We start from the raw sequence: 18,083 nt of genomic DNA on the forward strand, positions 1-18,083 counted from the left end.
TCGCCGACCCGTACAGTTCCTGGCAGCGTGGCAGCAACGAGAACAGGAACGGCAGGATCCGCCGCTACCTGCCCAAGGGAACCAGTTTCGAGGATCTCACGCAGGACGAGCTCGACGCGATCGTCGGTGAGATCAACGACACCCCCATGAAGCTCCTCGGCTACAAAACGCCCAACGAGGTATGGGACGAGGAGATGGCCAAGCTACAATCAAAACAAACCGACCCGAAACCAGCCGTTGCACTTACAAGTTGAATCCGGGGTTCTGCATCAGATAGATCTTGTCGAAGCCCACGTTGAGCACGGAGCCCATGTTCATGATGAGCAGGATCGCACATGTCGGCATGATCGCAGGAATATCGACGTAGCGAATCAACTGCAGACGGCCTGCACCGTCGATCTTCGCCGCCTCGTACAGCGATGTGTTCACACCGGCGAGCGCAGCCAGGTAGATGATGGAGTTCCAACCAACATGCTGCCAGACTTCGGAGATCCAATAGACCGCGGTGATGGCGCTGGTGGAGCCCATCAGTGATTCATCACCGAAGAAGCGACCGAGAATGCCGGTACCAGGAGTCAGGAAGATGTTGAGCATGGAGACGATGACCACCACGGAGATGAAGTGGGGCATGTAGGTGATCGTTTGCACGAAACCCTTAATTTTCTTAGAACCGATCTGATTGATCAGCAGGGCCAGAATAATCGGAAAGATGAAGCCCATGACCAGTGTCCAAAGGGAAATGCGGATGGTGTTGGTCATGATCTCGCCAAACAGCGGGTTGTGGAAGAATTCCAGGAAGTATTTGAAACCGACGAATTTGCCGCCGGTCAGGCCTTTGGTCGGATCGAACTCGCGGAAGGCGAGCTGGATGCCCCACATCGGCACGTAGGAGAACAGTCCCACGAAGAACAATGCCGGAGCGGAAAGAATCCACAACTGCCAGTAGCGACGTAAATGGTCGGCGATGCGATCGAGCAGACCTGGTTTCTTGCGGTCGGGAGCCGCTTCCATCGCCACGGTCCGTGCAGCAACGCCTTGCGATGTTTGTGCACTCATGTTGGTCTCCAATTTAGGATGATTGCTAGGGAACAAAAATGCGGGGTCCGGCGGCAGTCACGGGAGAGAAACGAACCCGTGCGATGGACCCCGCGGTATTACTTGGCTACTTGGTGTACTTGTCGTACCACTTCTGCCAAATCTTGATGTTGGCGTCGAGGCCGAGGGTCGGTTCGGACACCTTCTTCACGTAGGCATCCCATTCCTTGTCGATGCCGCCCTTCTGGACCCACTTCGCAATCTGGTTGTTCGCGTAGTTGGAGATGGCGGTGTTGTTGTTTTGCAGGGTGTTGGAGTCCTCGGTATTCGGGCGCACGTAAATCGGTACGACATCCTTGACGCCGTCGACGCGGTTGCGCGCCTCACGAATGGCCAAGTCGGACGCAGTGACCTGGTCGGCGTTGGTGTCGTTGACCATCTTCACGTCGTCGCGAATCCAGCCACCGAAGCGGTCCTGCAGGGCGACGGCGCGGGTATCAGGATATTCGGCGTAAGCTTTAGCCTTGTCGATGGTGTACTGGTGGTCGCCGTCATCGGAGACGATATCTGGAATAGAGCCGAAGAATCCAGCCACGGAAAGCTTCTCGCCGTACATGGCGTCGATCACCTTGTAGATGGCGTCCTGGTTGGCTGCGTTCGGGTTGACGGTCAGGCCGGAACCGGAGTAGGCCCAGCGGCAGGCGTCCTGGGAATAATCCCACTTGACCTGGGAGTCGGGCGTGGAGGCGTCCTTCTTCAGCGGCGGCAGGGTGACGTACTGGTCGCCAAGCGCGTTGCCGTATTCGGCGTAGTTGGACCAACCGAAGGAGACGCCGGTCAGCGCGGTCTTGCCGTCACTGACGGTCTGCGAAGTGTATTGCGAGGCGTCGCGGGTGAGCACATCCTTCGGGATAAGGCCCTTGGCCATGAGTCCGTGCAGGTAGGAGACGACGTCCTTGAGCGCGTCGGAGGTGTAATAGCTCTTAACCTTGCCGTTGTCCACATAATAGCCCTGTTCGGAAGCGCCGCCGCCCATGAAGGAGGTGACCACGCCTTCGGAGTTCATCAGCGCCAGAGGGCTCCACAGGCCGAAACCGAGGCTGCGGATATTCATCGGCACCTCATCAGCCTTGCCGTTGCCGTTCGGATCCTGGGTCTTGAATGCATCGAGCACGTTCTCGAGCTCGTCCCAAGTGGTCGGCATCTGGAGTCCCAGCTTGTCCAGCCAGGTCTTGTTGATGAACATGTGAGTGCCGGAAACCTCGTAACCCTTGCCGCGGTCGGAGGGCAGCATGGCGATCTTGGTGCCATCGGTAACGTACTTCGCGGCGCCCGGCTGGGCCTTGAGGAACTTCTTGACGTTCGGCATCTTGTCCAGATGCGGCTTGAGATCCTCGAAATAGGTGCTGTACTTGGCCGCATCCACCATGCTGAACAAGCTCAAGCCAATGTCCGGGAATTCACCGGCGGCCATCTTGGCGCTCTTCTGCTGGCCCCAAGCGTTGTCGGAGACTTCCTGCCACTTGATGGTGCAATCGCAGGCGGCTTCCAGATCCTTGGTGTACTGGGTGTCCTGCATCGGATGGTCGGTCACGTTGCGACGAACCAGAATGTTGACGATTGGCTTGCCGTTCTCGTCTGTGGTGGCCTGCTTGTTGCCGCAGGCGGCAAACGTCGTGGCCATAGTCGCGACTGCAGCTATTGATGCCAACAGGCGAACACTTCTTCGTGCCATGATTAGGCTCCTTCTTCCTTGATGTTTCCTCATCGCACCGATACGAGAAGCACCGGCGAAATTTCCGCCGCCCACTTACTTTGTGGCTATTGCTTTGCGGTGGTCAACACTATAAATCGTTAATCGTTTAATGTCAAACGTTAATCGTTTATCTCAATAGTTAACACTCTCATTGACCAGTCCACCCAGCGCCGCAAACGTAAACTTCGGCTCCATACTGCCGTTCTCGCAGAACACCGGAATCACCCACATCGCGACACGCCGTTACTCGTATAACGTATCTTTTTCCATCAAATACACGTACAACCCGTCCGTTGTACGCACAAAAGCGTAGCCGAACATGACGGCCACCAAGTCGGCCACTACTTACAAAAGGTGCTCCCCTCCTTCAGGAGGAAGAAGAAGCGCACGGATACGATCAGACAGCACCAAACCAAACAGTAGCCGCACCTGGGAGCCAGGATGAAGCATTCGGCATCGTGCCTGCTGGCCATCGTCGTGGGATACGCTGTGCACCATCTGGCCCACAAGTAAATCATGCAAAAACGCGCGTTGGCGCACGTCCTTTTTCATGGACGTGCGCCAACGCGCGTTTTTGCATCAGCTTCCGCGATCAGGCCTCGCGGCTCGCGGAAGCCGCAGCGAACGCCGGCAAGGCGCGAGGTGCGTTGAAACCTTCCTTTTCGAAGCGGTCAGCAATCTTCTGTGCAATCTCGTGGCCCTGGCCCTTATCAACCAGAGCGATGATGGAACCACCGAAGCCGCCGCCGGTCATACGCGCACCGTAGGCGCCGTTCTTGCGGGCCACGTCTACGGCGATGTCCAGCTCGGGGACGGTGACCTCGTAGTCGGCGGCCAGCGAATCGTGGGAAGCGTTGAACAGACGGCCCGCAGCCTTGATGTCGCCGTTGGCGAAGGCACGCACGAAGGAACGCACGCGCTCGATCTCGGTGACCACATGGCGCACGCGCTTCTTCATGGTCTCGTCAGGCAGGGCGTCAAGCGTTTCCTTGAGGGCCTGGAACTGGTCATCGGCCTTGGAGATGCCGTCGGCGGTCACACGCAGGTTGGCCACACCGAGAATCTTGGCGGCTTCCTCGCAGGTGGCGCGACGCTGAGCGTACTGACCATCGTTGAGCTGGTGCGGAGCCTGGGTATCGACCACAAGCAGCTCGAGGTTGTACTTGTCGAGGTCGAACTCCTGCTGGGAGACGTTCTCCAGCGGGGTCAGCTCCGGACGGCAGTCAAGCAGCAGCGCATGGCCGGCGGTGCAACGCATGGAGGCGTTCTGGTCGAGACCGCCGGTGGAGGCGCCGGCCATCTCGTTCTCGGACTTGATGGCGGCGTTGATCAGGGTCACACGGCCGGCGTCGGAATCGCCGTAACCGAGGCCGTACACGTCGTCCAGAGCCAGAGCGGTGGAGCAGGTCATGGCGGCGGAGGAGCTCAGGCCAGAGCCCAACGGCACGCAGGAGACGAAGGCGGCATCAAAGCCCTTGACCTTGTCGAAACCAGCCTGACGCAGCGCCCAGGCCACACCGGTCGGGTAGGCGGACCAGCCGTCCACGCCACGGGCCTTGAGGCCATCGAGATCAGCTTCGGCGACCTTGTCGGGAGCCACGCCGGAGACGACGCGAACCTTGGTGTCTTCGCGCGGCTTCAGGGCGATGAAGGTGCGATGCGGCAGAGCGATCGGCAGGCACAGGCCGGCGTTGTAATCGGTGTGTTCACCGATCAGGTTCACACGGCCCGGAGCAGCCCACACGCCCTCGGGCGCAGCGCCGTAGGTGTCCACAAACAGCTTGGTGGCTTGCGAGACGCCTTCCTCATGGGTCAGCGGCTCAATGAATTCAACAGCAGACATTGGTGTTTTCTTTCTATCAGTCGGCGATGTCGATGGAGCCGAGCTCATGGAAGCGCTTGGCGATGAGTTCCGGCGTGGTGTCGGAGATCCAGGCGGCCATGCCGGATTCGGAGCCGGCGAGGTACTTGATCTTGTTGGCGGCGCGGCGGAAGGAGAAGAACTGCAGGTTCAGGCGGTAGTTCTCGCGGCGGGCGTCGTGGATCGGGGCCTGGTGCCAGGCAGCGATGTACGGCAGATCCATGCCCTTGCCGTCGCCCTTGTCGAAGAAGGCATTGCCGCGCTTCAGGAGGTGCGAGTACATGGAGGCAAGGTCCCAACGCTCTTCGTCGTTGAGCTGGTCGAGGGTGAGCACGTCGCGCACCGGAGCCACGTGGACCTCGAGGGGCCAACGGGCGGCGGCCGGCACGTAGGCGACCCAGCTGTGGTTGCGCATCACGATGCGTTCGCCGGCTTCGAGCTCGGCGTTCATGATGTCCTTAAGCAGGTTGCCGCCGGTCTTCTCGTGGTAGGCCTCGGTGTGCTGGAGTTCCTTCTCCATCTTCGGGGCGATGAACGGGTAGCAGTAGACCTGGCCGTGCGGGTGGGCGAGGGAGACGCCGATTTCCTGGCCGTGGTTCTCGAACGGGAAGATCTGCTCGATGCCTTCCATCTTGGAGATTTCGGCGGTACGGAAGGCCCAAGCCTCAACCACGGTGCGCAGGCGGGAGACCGGCAAATCGGCCGGCAGGCCTTCCTCGTTCGGGTCGAAGCAGATGACTTCGCAGCGGCCGGCGGCGAGCTTCTTCTCCCACAGCGGGTTGCCGTCAACGTAGGTCACGTCCTCGGAGACACCGGGCACGCGCACCATCGAGGGGAAGCGGTTCTCGAACACCACGACGTTGTAGTCGGTGTCCGGCACTTCGCCGTCCTGGTACGGGTCACCGGGCTTGCGGGCGGCCAGCGGGTTGCCCTTGGCGGTGGCGCCGGGACCGGCGGTGATCGGGCGGTTCATACGGGCGGTGGCCATCGGGATCCAGTCGCCGGTCAGCGGGTCACGGCGCATCTGCGGGGCGGCGTACGGCGCTTCGTTGCCGTCGGCGTCCAGGTGCGGGGCGAAACGGTAGTCCAGCGGGCGCGGGTCCTTGAGCTCGCGGGTCTTGGCACCGGAGACGAACTCGGGGTCGTCGTCCAGGTAGAAAAAGTCACGACCGTCGGCAAGCGTCGTCGGCGTGATGCGGATGTGCTCCTTCGCATACTCCCCGGGGGTGTAGTTGGCGAAATCAGCCATAGGTTTACTCACTTTCCTCAATGGTCTCGCTCTGGTGGGCCAGCACGAGTTCCTTTACCAAATCCTTGGTTTTGGCGGCGGAGTCGGGGTCGAGCCCGTCGTCAGTAATGACCGTGTCCACCTGGTCGAAGCGCGCAAACAGCGACAGCGATGTGCAGCTCCACTTGGTGTGATCGGTCAAAACTATGGTGCGATCGGCGATGTCCATCATCGCCATATCGGTTGCGGCTTCCAGCGAATTCGGCATCAGGAAGCCACGGGGAATCGACACCGAGTGGGTGCCGAGGAATACGGTGTTGACACGCAGCGAGGCGACGACCTTGTCCGCGATCGGGCCGACAAGCGAGTTCGATCGGGTGATCACGCCGCCGGTGACGATCACCTCCACATCCTTGGATTCGAGGGCCTGGACCAGCTCGGCCACGGGAATCGAATTGGTGAGGATGGTGATGCCGCTGGACTGCTGTGATTCGAGCAGATGCTGGGCGAAGACATAGGCCGTGGTGCCGCCGCCGATGGCGATTACGTCGCCGGGAGCCACATATTGGATGGCTTCCTGGGCGATGGCGCCCTTCAGGCCGATATCCATCTGGGACTTGACAGAGAACAGGGGTTCGCTGAGCAAAGTACTGGTAGTCACCGCGCCGCCGTGGACGCGCTTCAGCAGTCCCTTGTCGGCAAGTTCGGCGATATCGCGGCGGATGGTCATCGCTGACACACCCAGTTCCTTCGATAGCGCCGTAATGCGCACTGCCCCGCGTGTGCGCAACCTGCTCAAGATGAGGTGCTGACGTTGTGACGAAATCATGTGAACATTATCGCACACAAAAGCTCACAAACCAAACCGGCTTGAGCGTTTTGGGGACAATTTCTCGAAAATTCCGGGCAATTCAGGTGTTCATTTCCGCAAAACCACGCAAAATCGCACATTGCGCGAGCCGATATTCTCACAGCGGCCACCAGCGCGATAGCTCACGACCGACGACTCTCCCGCGCGCGTTGCTCAGCGGAGAGTCACGCCTGATACCTGGTGCGTCCCGATTCATGTATCTTCCGCCGAGCCGACGCCTGCGTGTGCCTCGACACGCGGTAACCCCTTCCCCAATTCGCCTAGGTAGGGATCGCCTAGCCGCACCGGCCCAAGCGTGAGACAATAGGCGGTATGACTTACGTTTCTGAAAGCTTCTGGCACGACGCCGTCAACAAAGCCACCACCGATCTGTTCACCTTCGGCTACAAGCACATCATCAAACCGAACTTCGTGTTCAACCACCGCCCCGATGAGGCACACGATCAGATGATCGAGTTCTGTCATGTCGTCAAGAACGTCCCGCCGCTGCTGCTCGCCGAGCAGCTTATGCTCGACTACACCGACCCCATTCTGGAAACGAATGTGATGGGCGTCGATTTCACCAACCCGTTCGGCCTATCCGCCGGCCTCGACAAGAACTGCGACATGCCCGTGGTGCTGGACCACGCCGGCTTCGGCTTCGAAACCGTAGGCTCCACCACCTCGCGTCCCTGCTCGGGCAACGCCAAGCCGTGGTTCCACCGTCTGCCTGAATACGATTCGATGATGGTGCACGTCGGCCTCGCCAACATCGGTTCGGACAAGGTCATCGAGCGCGCCGAGAAGGCTTGGACTCAGGCCCGCCAGATGCAGCTGTCTGTGTCGATCGCCCGCACCAACGACGACCAGTGCGGCGATTTGGACGAAGGCATTGAGGATTACTGCATTTCGATGCGCCGCGCCGCCGGCCGCACCGCGATGGTGGAGGTCAACGTCTCCTGCCCGAACACGCACGTCGGCGAACCGTTCACCACGACTCCGGAAGCGCTCGACCGTCTGTTTACGGCGCTCGACAAGATCGACCGCCCGCAGCCCACGCTGGTCAAGATGCCGTTGAACAAGCCGTGGGGCGAGTACAAGGAGCTGCTCGATGTGCTGGCCGAGCACAATGTGCAGGGGCTGTCCATCGCCAATCTGCAGAAGGACCGCACCGGCCTCGAGATTCCGCGCGATTGGGAGGGCGGCCTGTCCGGCGGCCCGTGCACCAACGCCAGCACCGAGCTGATTCGCAAGGTGTATAAAGAGTATGGCGACCGGTTCGCTATCGCCGGCATCGGTGGCGTCTTTACCCCCGAGCAAGCCTATGCGAAGATTCGTTCCGGCTCCAGCTTGGTCATGTTCATCAGCTCGCTGATGTACCGAGGCCCGCAGCAGATTACCGTGTTGAAGCGCGGTCTGGCCCAGCTGCTGCGCCGTGACGGATTCGAGCACGTCTCCGATGCCGTCGGCGTAGACGTGGAGTGAACTCACATATTGCCCTATTACCCATGGGGCGGTAAAACCCTCATGGGGCGGTGATTGTCCCATGAGGCGGTTAGCCAAATTTCACATTCCGCAGAATACCGCCGTTTTGGGTTACCGCCCCATGGGAAAGTTACCGCCCCATGAGGATTTAGTACGCACCGGCCACGTATTGCGGGGCGTAGGGGACCTCTGTGGACGGTATGCCCAGCTTGTTGGCCGCACGCAACGGCCAGTACGGATCGCGCAATGCGGCGCGGCCAATTTCCACGGCATCGGCTTCGCCATGGGCCAGAATCTTGGCCGCCTGCTTCGGCTTGGTGATAAGACCCACCGCGGTCACCGGAATATCGGCCTTGGACTTGACCTGCTCGGCGAACGGCACCTGATAGTTCGGCTTGACCGGAATCGACACTCCCGACATGATGCCGCCAGTGGACACGTCCATCACATCGACGCCATGCTCCTTCAGCACCTTGGATAGTGCGATGGTCTGGTCCAAATCCCAACCGCCAGCGGCCCAATCCGTGGCCGAAATGCGCACCAGAACCGGCACGCCCTCAGGGACGGCCCCACGCACGGCATCCACGACCTCGACCAGGAACCGAGAGCGACCGGTCAAATCGCCACCATATTCGTCATCACGCTCATTGCTCAGCGGGTCAAGGAACTGAGAAATCAGATAGCCATGCGCGGCATGAATTTGAATCGCTTGGAAGCCGGCGGCCGACGCCCGGCCCGCCGCCGCGGCGAACGCGCCGACCAGACCATGAATCTCATCCACGGACAGCGTGCGCGGCGTACGCAGCCCGCCGAACGCGATTTCAGACGGTGCCATGGTGGGCCAGCCGCCCGCCGCCTCCGGCACACTCTGACCGTCGTAGCCAACGGCAAAACAACCAGTCGAAGCCTTACGCCCCGCATGGTTGAGTTGGATGGCAGGCACCGCACCCGCCTCGCGAATACCGTCCACGATCCAGCGCCAAGCATCAATCTGCCCGTCTTCCCACAGGCCCAGATCGCACGGCGTGATACGCCCCTCAGGAGCCACGGCGGTGGATTCGACGATCACCATGCCGAATCCACCGAACGCGCGAGACACGTAATGCTGGTAGTGGAACGGCGTGGGCCTACCGTCGCGGGCGAACGACGAATACGTGCACATCGGAGGCAACCAAATACGATTACGCACGGTCACCTCGCGCAGCGTCATTGGCGCAAACAGCCCAGGACGGTCCTTGCTGGCTTTCTTATCTGCCTTGCCCACAGCTTCCCTTCCCTCATAATCCTCATAATCATCGAACGATTCGCTCGTCTTGCCCGTGCCGGCCCGCTTCTTGGACCGTGCGTCGGATTTTGACTTCTTCTTACCGTGCTTACGGTTCTTCGATGCATCATCGTGCTTGGTCTTCGGCTGCTTGGACTGATCGCCGTCCGAAGACGAAGCCATCGTCACCGCTTTGAGATCCGGCACGTCGAATCCACGAAAATCAAAATTCTCATGCGTCAGATCGTCGTTGCTCATCGTTCCCCTTTCCGATGCGCGTTCATGGCGAATATTCGATGAACGCGCTGGCGTTGTCATTAAGTATTGTAAAACGGGCGTCACCTGAAACAGGTAACGCCCGCAAACTACGTAATCTGGGTATCGCAATCGGCCATGTTACGTAGACTCAGCCGGCCTGCAATCACCAAATGTCAAACGCCAATCACCAATCACTGGCCATCATTCACAACTGCTCTGGATCAGTGCCCCTGGGTTTGGGTGTTGTTTTGCCCAGTGTTCTGCGACTGAGACTGATTGTTGTTGCTCTGCGATTGGCTGTTGCCATTCGTAGTGGTCTGCGGCGCGCTGAACGTTCGTCCACCAATGCCCAGATACTTGCCAGTCGTGGTGTACTTCGAGACGGGCTGGCCGTAATCGTTGTCAATCGGTATTTTCTTCTTGGAAATGTAGCTATTGAAGAAGTTGGTAACGGCCGGAGCTGCGATTGTCGAACCATCCCAATAGCTGTTGTACCGGCCGTTGATGGCAATGTTGGAAATACGGTTGGTGTACGGGTTCTGTGCGTCGCCGACCACAGCGAACGCCGCAATCTGATTAGGAATGAACGATCCACCGGACACCGCGAGATCCTCACTGGTACCGGTCTTACCAAACGACTTACGCCCGTCAGCCAATCTGAATGACCAACCGGCACCATCCGGCCGTACCGTACCTTGGTTCAGGGTATAAGCGAGTGTTTGGATGATGTCCTTATCCACCGCCTGATGGCAGTTCGCGGACGGGACCTTGAACTCCTTGCCGTCCCTGCCGGTCACCTTGTTGATGGCGATCGGGTTGCACTGCACGCCGTTCGAGGCGTATACGGCGAAGATGCTCGCCATGGTCAGCGGGGACACGTTCACCGAGCCGATCATCATGGACGGCGTGTACACCGGGGTCTTGTCGATGGTCTCGCCGGTGGCGGCGTCATGGTATCCCAGTTCGGTCGCGGTGTCCGCCACCTTGCACAGTTTGAGGATGGCGCCCATGGAGGCCTGGGTGGTGTTGTGCGATCGCACCAGACCGAGGAACGGGCTTTCCGGGTTCACCGTGCCGGCGCCCATGGCGTTCGACACGTTCCACGAATCGGCGCCGCCCTTGTAGTTGTCGCAGGCGAAGTCGGTCGTGGGGTACGTCGTGGTGGTCTGCAGGTTGTCGTTGATCGAATGGCCCGCCTCCATCCACGCGATGAGGTTGATAGGCTTCCAGGACGAGCCGATGGTCCAACCGGAGCCGCCGCCGTCCACCAGATCGACGGCGTAGTTCTGGCTCGTCTTGGTCGGGTCGTTCGCGGCCGCCGGGGTGGCGTCATAGTGGCGGTTCAGGCCGAAGCCCAGCACCTCGCCGGTCCCCGGTTTGACCGCGGCCATGGCGATCTCCATGCCGCTGGGATCATCGGGCGGAATGGTGCGGCGCGCGGTGTCCATCATCATGGAGTTCGCCTCCACATCCAATGTGGTGACGATCTTCAGGCCGCCCTCCTGCAGCAGTTTGTTGCGTTCGGCGCGGGTCTTGCCGAATTCCTCGGAGTTCTGGATGCGGCGCACCACGAAGTCGCAGAAGTACGCATAGTCGCCGGTGTCCTGGCAGCCGACGTTCACGGACTGCACCTTCAGCGTGTCCTTCAGCGGCGTGTTCACGGCTTCGGTGTACTGGTCCTGGGTGATGTACCCTTCCTGCAGCATCAGCTTGAGCACGATGTTGCGCTGGTTTTCGCTTTCCTTCTGGTTCTCCTCGACCAGCGGATCGTACTGGCTCGGGTTCTTGGTGATGGCCGCGATGGTGGCGGACTGCACCACGTTCAGGTCGGCGGCGGACACGCTGAAGTAGCGCTGGGCCGCGGTCTCCACGCCGTACAGGTTGTTGCCGAACTGGGCGATGTTCAGATAGCCCTGCAGGATCTCGGCCTTGGAATACTTCTTCTCCATCTGCACGGAGATCAGCATCTCGCGGATCTTGCGGGCGACGGTGTCTTCGGTGGCATGGTACTGGGCGATCGGGTCGTCGTCCTCGATCGCCTGCATGAGCAGCACGTTCTTGACGTACTGCTGGGTCAGCGACGAACCACCCTGCTGGGAGCCTTTGACGAGGTAGGTCTGCACGAACGCACGCATCACGCCCTGCACGTCGACGCCGGCGTGAGTCCAGAATCGACGGTCTTCGCGCGCCACCACTGCCTGCTGCATGGTTTTGGAAATCTTCTTCAGCGGCACGACGATACGGTTTTGGTTGTAGAACGTCGCGATAACGGTGGAACCGTCTCGCGCGTACATCGTCGACTTCTGAGGCAGACTGGTCACATCGAAGTCCACATTTTCTACCTTGAGCGACGGGATCACCGCTTTGGCGGCTTTATTGGCACCGACCACACCCGGTACAAACAACACACTGGCCGCCACGCCGCCGCAGACGGCAAGCATGATATAGGCCAAGAGGAGAACAAGCACACGTTGGAGAGTGAGGGACTTCTTTTTGGGCATGGGCCCCATTCTAAATGGGGTGCCCTACCAACCGGGCTTACGGTCAGCTCCCGTGAACATATCATCACAAGAACCGCACTAGCGTAACATCGGCTGGAAGTCAGCCGAACGGTCAGCGCCGCGAGCGTCGAATCAGCATACCTGGCTGGAAGATGATGATCGATCGGCCGTCACGTGCGATCCATCCGCGGTTGGAAAAGTCCATCAACGCCTTGTTCACGGTCTCACGACTGGAGCCCACCAGTTGGGCCAGCTCTTCCTGAGTCAGGTCATGCGGCACTTTGAGACCCTGTTCCACCGGCTCGCCGAAACGTGAGCCCAAGTTGAGCAATATCTTGGCCAGACGCGCCGGCACATCCATGAATACCAAGTCGGAGATGCGTTCGTTGTTGCCGCGCTGTCGGTTGGCCATGACCTGCAACATGTCGATGGCCACACGCGGATGCTCATCAAGCCATGCGAACAGGGCATCATGCTCCAGCCAGACCACGCGCGTTCCATGGCTCATGGCCACTGCTGACGCGGTGCGCGGGCCACCATGGGGGTCGAATACCGGAATCTCGCCAAGCACTTCGCCCGGCGCGTGGATGGACAGCAGTTGCACGCGGTCATCGGAAGAAGTGCGAATCAGCTTGACGCGCCCCTGCTCCAGTAAATACATGCGCTGATCGGTATCGCCTTCGGAGAAGATATAGTCGCCCTTATCGAACGTCGCACGCTTCAAATGCGGCAACAGCTCCTCGGCTTCGGCTGGCGATACCTGCTTGAACAATGCCGTATGCAGCAGGATGTTCTCCTCGTCAGCAAAAGCGTTTGGCGTTTCCAAGCTCATCGCACCATCCTTATCGATCGTCCCGTGCCTGACCTCGACTGTCATATTGTAACGCGCCCGTTCGGCTTGTAACGCGCCCGTTCGGCGCGGACGCTCATGCGGAGAACCAGTCGATGAGGTGTTCGACGATCCGCGCCCGGCTGAGGCCGGTCTGGCTTTTCATCGGGTCCACGCGTTTGACCGCTGATTTCACCGCTTTGTCTGACATCTTCTCGCGACTGGTGTTGAGCACACGGCTCATCTTGGCCGCATCGATGTCATATGCCATGGTCACATGGTGCAGCACCGCGCCGCCTGAGCCTACGGGGAAGCGCCGCTGCGCCGCTCCCCCGATCTTGCCGTACTGCGAGGCGATATCATTGAGGCCCGTGAACCGCACATCCAAACCAAGTTCGCGCAGCGCTTCGACCAGCCACCAGTCACAGAGCCGGTAGGATTCTTCGATACTTACGCCCTGAACGAAATCGAGCGGTGCATACAGAGAATAGGTAATGGTGTTGCCCGGTTCGATAAACATCGCTCCGCCACCCGTGCAACGGCGTACCACGTCGAAGCCGAGCTGCTTGGCAATGTCCAGATTCACCTCGTCCTGGGCCGATTGGAAACGGCCGATGACCACAGCCGGGCCCACCCACTCCCATAATCGGATGGTCGGCTGTCGTGTTCCTGCTGCGACTTCACGCGCCCAGGTCTCGTCAATGGCCATTTGTTCGTCCGGAGTACGCGGATGGTCGTGGATCACGGTGAGTTGAGGCTTGAGGGCGTTCCAACGCTCCCGGTATTCAGAGCTTTTGTCGGACTGTTTGGTTTGTGTATTGATGGATGCTGGGATGTTCGGCGCATCGGGGCTGACCACCCCCACCCGCTGCGCGGGAGCCCCCGCCAGCGGGGGCAAGTTGCTGCTTACGGCTCGGCTGTATGCGGTTTTGATGGCAACTTCATCGGTGCCGATAATTCGGCAACTTGGATGAGCGTCCAATACGGACCGCAATGAATCATCGCTAATTAGCGCTTGTTCCAGGTCATGCAACAAAGCATGAGATTCGGCATCCGAAACTGATTCAATAAAGAAATCACCACTGATATGGCATGGCTGTGCGGTGCCGTCATCATCGACGGATACGGTCACGGCGACTAGTTTGCCGCCAACGGTTTTGCATTCCCCATGTCGTATTTGCATGCAACTCAGTATAGAGAGTTTTCTGGCTCCCCTCTGAAGGGGAGCCAAGTTTGAGGTCACATGCGGGCCAGAATGTCCTTGCCGACCTGGTCGGTGGAGCGCACGGTGGAGCCGAGCTCCTCGATGTCCGCTTCGACGGCGGTATGGATCTTCTTGGCCGCATCATCAAAGCCGAGATGCTCGAGCAGCATGGCGGCGGAGAGGATGGCGGCGGTCGGGTTGGCCTTGTTCTGACCGGCGATGTCCGGAGCGGAACCGTGAATCGGCTCGAACATGGACGGGAACTCGTCGGAGGCGTTGATGCAGCCGGAGGCGGAGTAGCCCACGCCGCCCACCACGGAGCCGGCCTCATCGGTCAGAATGTCGCCAAAGAGGTTGTCGGTGAGAATCACATCGAAACGGCTCGGGTCGGAGACCAGGAAGATGGTGGCCGCATCGATGTGCTGGTAGTCGTGGGTGACCTCAGGGTATTCCTCGCCGACCTTGTCGACGATGCGCTGCCACATATCACCGGCGTTGACGAGCACGTTCTTCTTGTGCACCAGGGTGACGTGCTTCTTGCGCTTCATAGCAAGCTTGAAGGCGTAACGCACCACACGCTCCACACCGTATGCGGTGTTGATGGACACCTCGGTGGCCACCTCCTGCGGGGTGTTGCGGCGCACCGCGCCGCCGGCACCGCAGTACAGACCTTCGGTGCCTTCACGCACCACCACGAAGTCGATGTCGCCGGGGTTGGCGAGCGGCGAGGTGACGCCCTTGTACAGCTTGGAGGGGCGCAGGTTCACGTACTGGTCGAGGTCGAAGCGCAGCTTCAGCAGCAGGCCGCGTTCCAGAATGCCGGCCTTGATACGCGGATCGCCCACGGCACCGAGCAGAATCGCGTCGTTGGCCTTGATGCGCCCCTCTTCGTCCTCGGGCAGGATCGCACCATCGCGCAGATAGCGCTCGGCACCCAAGTCGAAGTTCTCGTACTCGAAGTCAGCTACGCCTTCAGCGGCCTTTTCCAAAGCCTTCTGAGCCCACGGAGTGACTTCCTTGCCAATACCGTCGCCAGGAATAACGGCGATCTTATATGTCTTTGCCATAGTTCAAGGAGCCTACTCGCGCGACCACCTGCCGGCCCGAACCCGCTCAGCTAGTGGACACAACCAACATGCGTATCGTGTCGAGACATTCATTAGGTCATTTTAGTGTTCATTAGGTCGGCGTGGGTTCATTTCAGGGACTGAAATGGCGGCATTTCAGTCCCACATAGAAGAGGACACCGACCTAATGAACGACAGAATGACCTAATGAGCGAGCCCCATCACATCCATGCACCAAGCGTTCTCATAGGAAACCTCTTCCCATTGCTTGTAACGCCCGGATAGACCGCCGTGACCGGCCTCGACCTCAATCTTGGCCACCGCGTCCACGCCGGCGGACTGCAGACGGGCCAGCCATTTGAGCGGCTCGACGTACAGCACGCGGGTGTCATTCATCGAGGTGGTAATGAAGATTCTCGGGAATTGCGCGGCGGCGAGCGCGCCGGTGGCAGCCCCATCAGCACTGCCGTCACCGGCAGCCTCGTCGTCGCCGCCCTCGAGCACGGTGACCGGCACATTCTCGTATGGCGTGTACGACTTCATGTACTGATACACCTCAGGGTCATGCAACGGGTCTCCCCATTCGTCCCATTCGGTGACGGTCAACGGCAAGTCCGGGTCAAGAATGGAGGTCAACGCGTCCACGAACGGCACATCCGCCTCAACACCGGCGTAGCATTCGGGCGCCATATTGGCAATCGCGCCCATCAGCAGGCCGCCAGCGGATCCGCCATTGGCCACGGTGCGCCAAGCATCAGCCAAATGCGCCTTCTGCAGCGCGCGTGTGGCGTCCACGAAGTCCTCAAAGGAATGCTTCTTGTTCAGTCTGCGCCCCTGTTCATACCAGGCACGTCCCATTTCGCCGCCGCCACGAATATGCGGCACGGCGTACAGCACACCGCGATCCAACATGCTCAGACGAGAGACCGAGAACCCCGGATCGGAGGAAATCTCGTATGCACCATATCCGGTAATGAACATCGGCGAATCCTGCGCCGGGCAATCGCGGTGCCAGACGAGGGAAACAGGAATGCGTTCGCCGTCGCGCGCGGTAATCCACACACGGCGTTCCATGTAATCGCGTGGATTGAAGTTGCCCAACACGGTGGCTCGCTTCAGCAGCGCATCTTCACCGGTGGCGGGATCGATTTCGTGCAGCTCGCCCGGGCGGGTGTAGCTGGCGAACGAGTAGCGCATGCGCGGCGCCTCATACGATGGGTTGCCGCCGACGCCGATGGTGTACAAGCGCCGGGTCTCACCGGGCAGGTGGTCGTCGCTGGCACCATCGGAAGATGACGTGTGATCCGTGGGGGCCTCATCTTCGGTCCACAAGATTTCGCCATGATCGCCGGTGAAGCCTTCGCGATCGGCGGCAACCATGTCCCAGTCGTCCTCCAGGGCAGGCGGCAGCAGTTCCGTAAACCGCCACGGCCGTCCGGCCAGGAAGTCGGCGGCAGCCGCGCTCTTGGTCATGTATGCCACGTGCGGCTGGCCGTCGGCACGGTAGCTCAGGGACACAAAGTTGCGATGCAACGCGATGCCTTCGATGCCCAGACCGTGGGCACCCTGCAATATCGCCGGATTGGCGGCGTTGAAGTATGCCTCGGTAATCGGCTTATCCGGCTCACCATGTTCACAGCCGTACGGCGACCCGGCGGCAATGCACACGCCTTCACCGAGTCGGTACGGCGGCTCATGGCCACGCATGTCAATGACGTCGACTTCGAAATTCGGATTGGCGGCGTTGTGATAGACCACGGCGAGTGGCACATCCGCACCGTTCTCCCCCGCGCCTTCAAAACAGGCAAAGCTCACATCATATTCAATATCGTTCTGACGCGGAATGAAGGCTTGGAATTCGCCTTCAGGCGTGGCCACCGGCAGCATCAGCACTTCGGTGGTGGTTTTGGAACCGGTGCCGATCACGATATTGCGCTCATCAAAACTGATGCCGACGCCCACCCAGAACCGTTCATCGGTTTCTCGGTACACGCACACATCCGATTCGACCGCCGTGCCAACACGATGCCGCCACACGGCGAGCGGCCGCCAGGAATCGTCCAATTCCACCCAGAACACCCATTGGCCGTCCGGCGTGAAGCATGCGCTGCCAATGCCGGTGAACTGTTCGGGCAGTTCGCTGACCGGCTCCCCGGTCTCCAGCCCGGCAAGGTCGCGGATGCGGAAATCATATCGTTCGTCTCCCGCAACATCCACGCCGTACAGCATCCAACGGCCGTCCTTGCTCAGATCCAAGCCGCCGAGCCGGAAGAAGTCATGCCCCTCGGATTCCTTGTTCGCATCAAAAACGACCTGTTCACCGGGCATGGAGCCGGGCGCGCCTTGCGGATCCACGACCGGCGGGTCCCAGTCATCGGCATCGCACACGGGGATGCGGCATTGCACGCCATACTGTTTGCCCTGCTGCGTGCGGGTGAAGTACCAGTAATCATTGACGCGCGTGGGAACCGACATATCGGTCTCTTCCACATGCGATTTCAGCTCTTCAAACAACGTATGCCGGAAATCCGCCAGATGCGCCATGCGACGCTCGCAGTACTGGTTTTCGGCAGCTACGTAGCTGCGCACATCATCGGAGTCTTTGTCTCGCATCCACTCGTAATCGTCTTCGAAAACGTCACCGTGGAATTCGCGGCGCTTCGGCTCGCGCTTGGCATAAGGCGGCATCGCGGCCGCGGCGTTTGTGCTCTCGTCAGTCATACCACGCGATTATAGGCGAGGCAC

General features: G+C 60.0%; 12 protein-coding genes and 1 pseudogene. 2 read left to right on the top strand and 11 right to left on the bottom strand.

The window, feature by feature from the left end; all coding sequences use genetic code 11:
- On the top strand, positions 1 to 254 hold a 254-nt coding region (locus tag FYJ31_RS04885), incomplete at its 5' end, for an IS30 family transposase (protein ID WP_195839443.1).
- 7 nt (positions 255 to 261) lie between these two features.
- Here the strand turns inward: FYJ31_RS04885 and FYJ31_RS04890 are convergent.
- The 5 genes and pseudogenes from FYJ31_RS04890 to FYJ31_RS04910 all read right to left on the bottom strand — a co-directional run.
- A pseudogene (locus tag FYJ31_RS04890) lies at positions 262 to 1,056 on the bottom strand (ABC transporter permease); the annotation flags it as partial.
- Positions 1,057 to 1,162: 106 nt separating this feature from the next.
- Entirely contained in the window at positions 1,163 to 2,770 is a 1,608-nt protein-coding gene (locus FYJ31_RS04895) for an extracellular solute-binding protein (RefSeq protein ID WP_012578330.1), read from the bottom strand.
- A 613-nt stretch (positions 2,771 to 3,383) separates the two neighbouring features.
- Positions 3,384 to 4,634, bottom strand: a complete 1,251-nt coding sequence (gene galK / locus FYJ31_RS04900; protein WP_154536136.1) for a galactokinase — start codon at positions 4,632 to 4,634, stop codon at positions 3,384 to 3,386.
- A gap of 16 nt (positions 4,635 to 4,650) precedes the next feature.
- A complete protein-coding gene (gene galT / locus FYJ31_RS04905; protein ID WP_154536137.1) occupies positions 4,651 to 5,901 on the bottom strand; it encodes a galactose-1-phosphate uridylyltransferase in 1,251 nt (416 codons plus the stop codon).
- 4 nt (positions 5,902 to 5,905) lie between these two features.
- Positions 5,906 to 6,709: a DeoR/GlpR family DNA-binding transcription regulator gene (locus FYJ31_RS04910; protein ID WP_012578333.1), complete on the bottom strand. Its 804-nt coding sequence runs from the start codon at positions 6,707 to 6,709 to the stop codon at positions 5,906 to 5,908.
- 354 nt (positions 6,710 to 7,063) lie between these two features.
- On the opposite strand from FYJ31_RS04910, the gene FYJ31_RS04915 reads away from it, so the two are divergent.
- Positions 7,064 to 8,215 carry a quinone-dependent dihydroorotate dehydrogenase gene (locus tag FYJ31_RS04915; protein WP_154536138.1) on the top strand — a complete coding sequence of 384 codons (1,152 nt, stop codon included), beginning with the start codon at positions 7,064 to 7,066 and terminating at the stop codon, positions 8,213 to 8,215.
- A gap of 148 nt (positions 8,216 to 8,363) precedes the next feature.
- On the opposite strand, the gene FYJ31_RS04920 is transcribed toward FYJ31_RS04915, so the two are convergent.
- The 6 genes from FYJ31_RS04920 to FYJ31_RS04945 all read right to left on the bottom strand — a co-directional run bounded on the left by FYJ31_RS04920 (position 8,364) and on the right by FYJ31_RS04945 (position 18,059).
- Positions 8,364 to 9,737, bottom strand: coding sequence for an NADH:flavin oxidoreductase/NADH oxidase (locus tag FYJ31_RS04920; protein ID WP_195839444.1), 1,374 nt, complete (start codon positions 9,735 to 9,737; stop codon positions 8,364 to 8,366).
- 221 nt (positions 9,738 to 9,958) lie between these two features.
- Positions 9,959 to 12,247: a transglycosylase domain-containing protein gene (locus FYJ31_RS04925; protein ID WP_012578336.1), complete on the bottom strand. Its 2,289-nt coding sequence runs from the start codon at positions 12,245 to 12,247 to the stop codon at positions 9,959 to 9,961.
- Between the two features lie 103 nt (positions 12,248 to 12,350).
- Complete coding sequence (locus tag FYJ31_RS04930) at positions 12,351 to 13,070, bottom strand: Crp/Fnr family transcriptional regulator (RefSeq protein WP_032744837.1); 720 nt, start codon at positions 13,068 to 13,070, stop codon at positions 12,351 to 12,353.
- 94 nt (positions 13,071 to 13,164) lie between these two features.
- Positions 13,165 to 14,250 (bottom strand): lipoate--protein ligase family protein, encoded by a 1,086-nt coding sequence (locus FYJ31_RS04935; RefSeq protein ID WP_077424343.1) that lies wholly within the window; start codon positions 14,248 to 14,250, stop codon positions 13,165 to 13,167.
- Positions 14,251 to 14,306: 56 nt separating this feature from the next.
- Positions 14,307 to 15,338 (bottom strand): 3-isopropylmalate dehydrogenase, encoded by a 1,032-nt coding sequence (locus tag FYJ31_RS04940; protein ID WP_012578339.1) that lies wholly within the window; start codon positions 15,336 to 15,338, stop codon positions 14,307 to 14,309.
- 204 nt (positions 15,339 to 15,542) lie between these two features.
- A complete protein-coding gene (locus tag FYJ31_RS04945; protein WP_154536139.1) occupies positions 15,543 to 18,059 on the bottom strand; it encodes a S9 family peptidase in 2,517 nt (838 codons plus the stop codon).
- Between the last annotated feature and the right edge of the window lie 24 nt (positions 18,060 to 18,083).

It is taken from the genome of Bifidobacterium sp. WCA-178-WT-4B (assembly GCF_009696495.1).
Classification (GTDB): Bacteria; Actinomycetota; Actinomycetes; order Actinomycetales; family Bifidobacteriaceae; genus Bifidobacterium; species Bifidobacterium infantis.

Excerpts from the sequence above, each read along its gene's own strand:
- FYJ31_RS04930 (WP_032744837.1), bottom strand. The coding sequence starts at position 13,070 with ATGAGCTTGGAAACGCCAAACGCTTTTGCTGACGAGGAGAACATCCTG.
- FYJ31_RS04935 (WP_077424343.1), bottom strand. The coding sequence starts at position 14,250 with ATGCAAATACGACATGGGGAATGCAAAACCGTTGGCGGCAAACTAGTC.
- FYJ31_RS04940 (WP_012578339.1), bottom strand. The coding sequence starts at position 15,338 with ATGGCAAAGACATATAAGATCGCCGTTATTCCTGGCGACGGTATTGGC.
- galT (WP_154536137.1), bottom strand. The coding sequence starts at position 5,901 with ATGGCTGATTTCGCCAACTACACCCCCGGGGAGTATGCGAAGGAGCAC.
- FYJ31_RS04895 (WP_012578330.1), bottom strand. The coding sequence starts at position 2,770 with ATGGCACGAAGAAGTGTTCGCCTGTTGGCATCAATAGCTGCAGTCGCG.
- FYJ31_RS04925 (WP_012578336.1), bottom strand. The coding sequence starts at position 12,247 with ATGGGGCCCATGCCCAAAAAGAAGTCCCTCACTCTCCAACGTGTGCTT.
- FYJ31_RS04945 (WP_154536139.1), bottom strand. The coding sequence starts at position 18,059 with ATGACTGACGAGAGCACAAACGCCGCGGCCGCGATGCCGCCTTATGCC.
- FYJ31_RS04910 (WP_012578333.1), bottom strand. The coding sequence starts at position 6,709 with ATGATTTCGTCACAACGTCAGCACCTCATCTTGAGCAGGTTGCGCACA.
- galK (WP_154536136.1), bottom strand. The coding sequence starts at position 4,634 with ATGTCTGCTGTTGAATTCATTGAGCCGCTGACCCATGAGGAAGGCGTC.
- FYJ31_RS04915 (WP_154536138.1), top strand. The coding sequence starts at position 7,064 with ATGACTTACGTTTCTGAAAGCTTCTGGCACGACGCCGTCAACAAAGCC.
- FYJ31_RS04920 (WP_195839444.1), bottom strand. The coding sequence starts at position 9,737 with ATGAGCAACGACGATCTGACGCATGAGAATTTTGATTTTCGTGGATTC.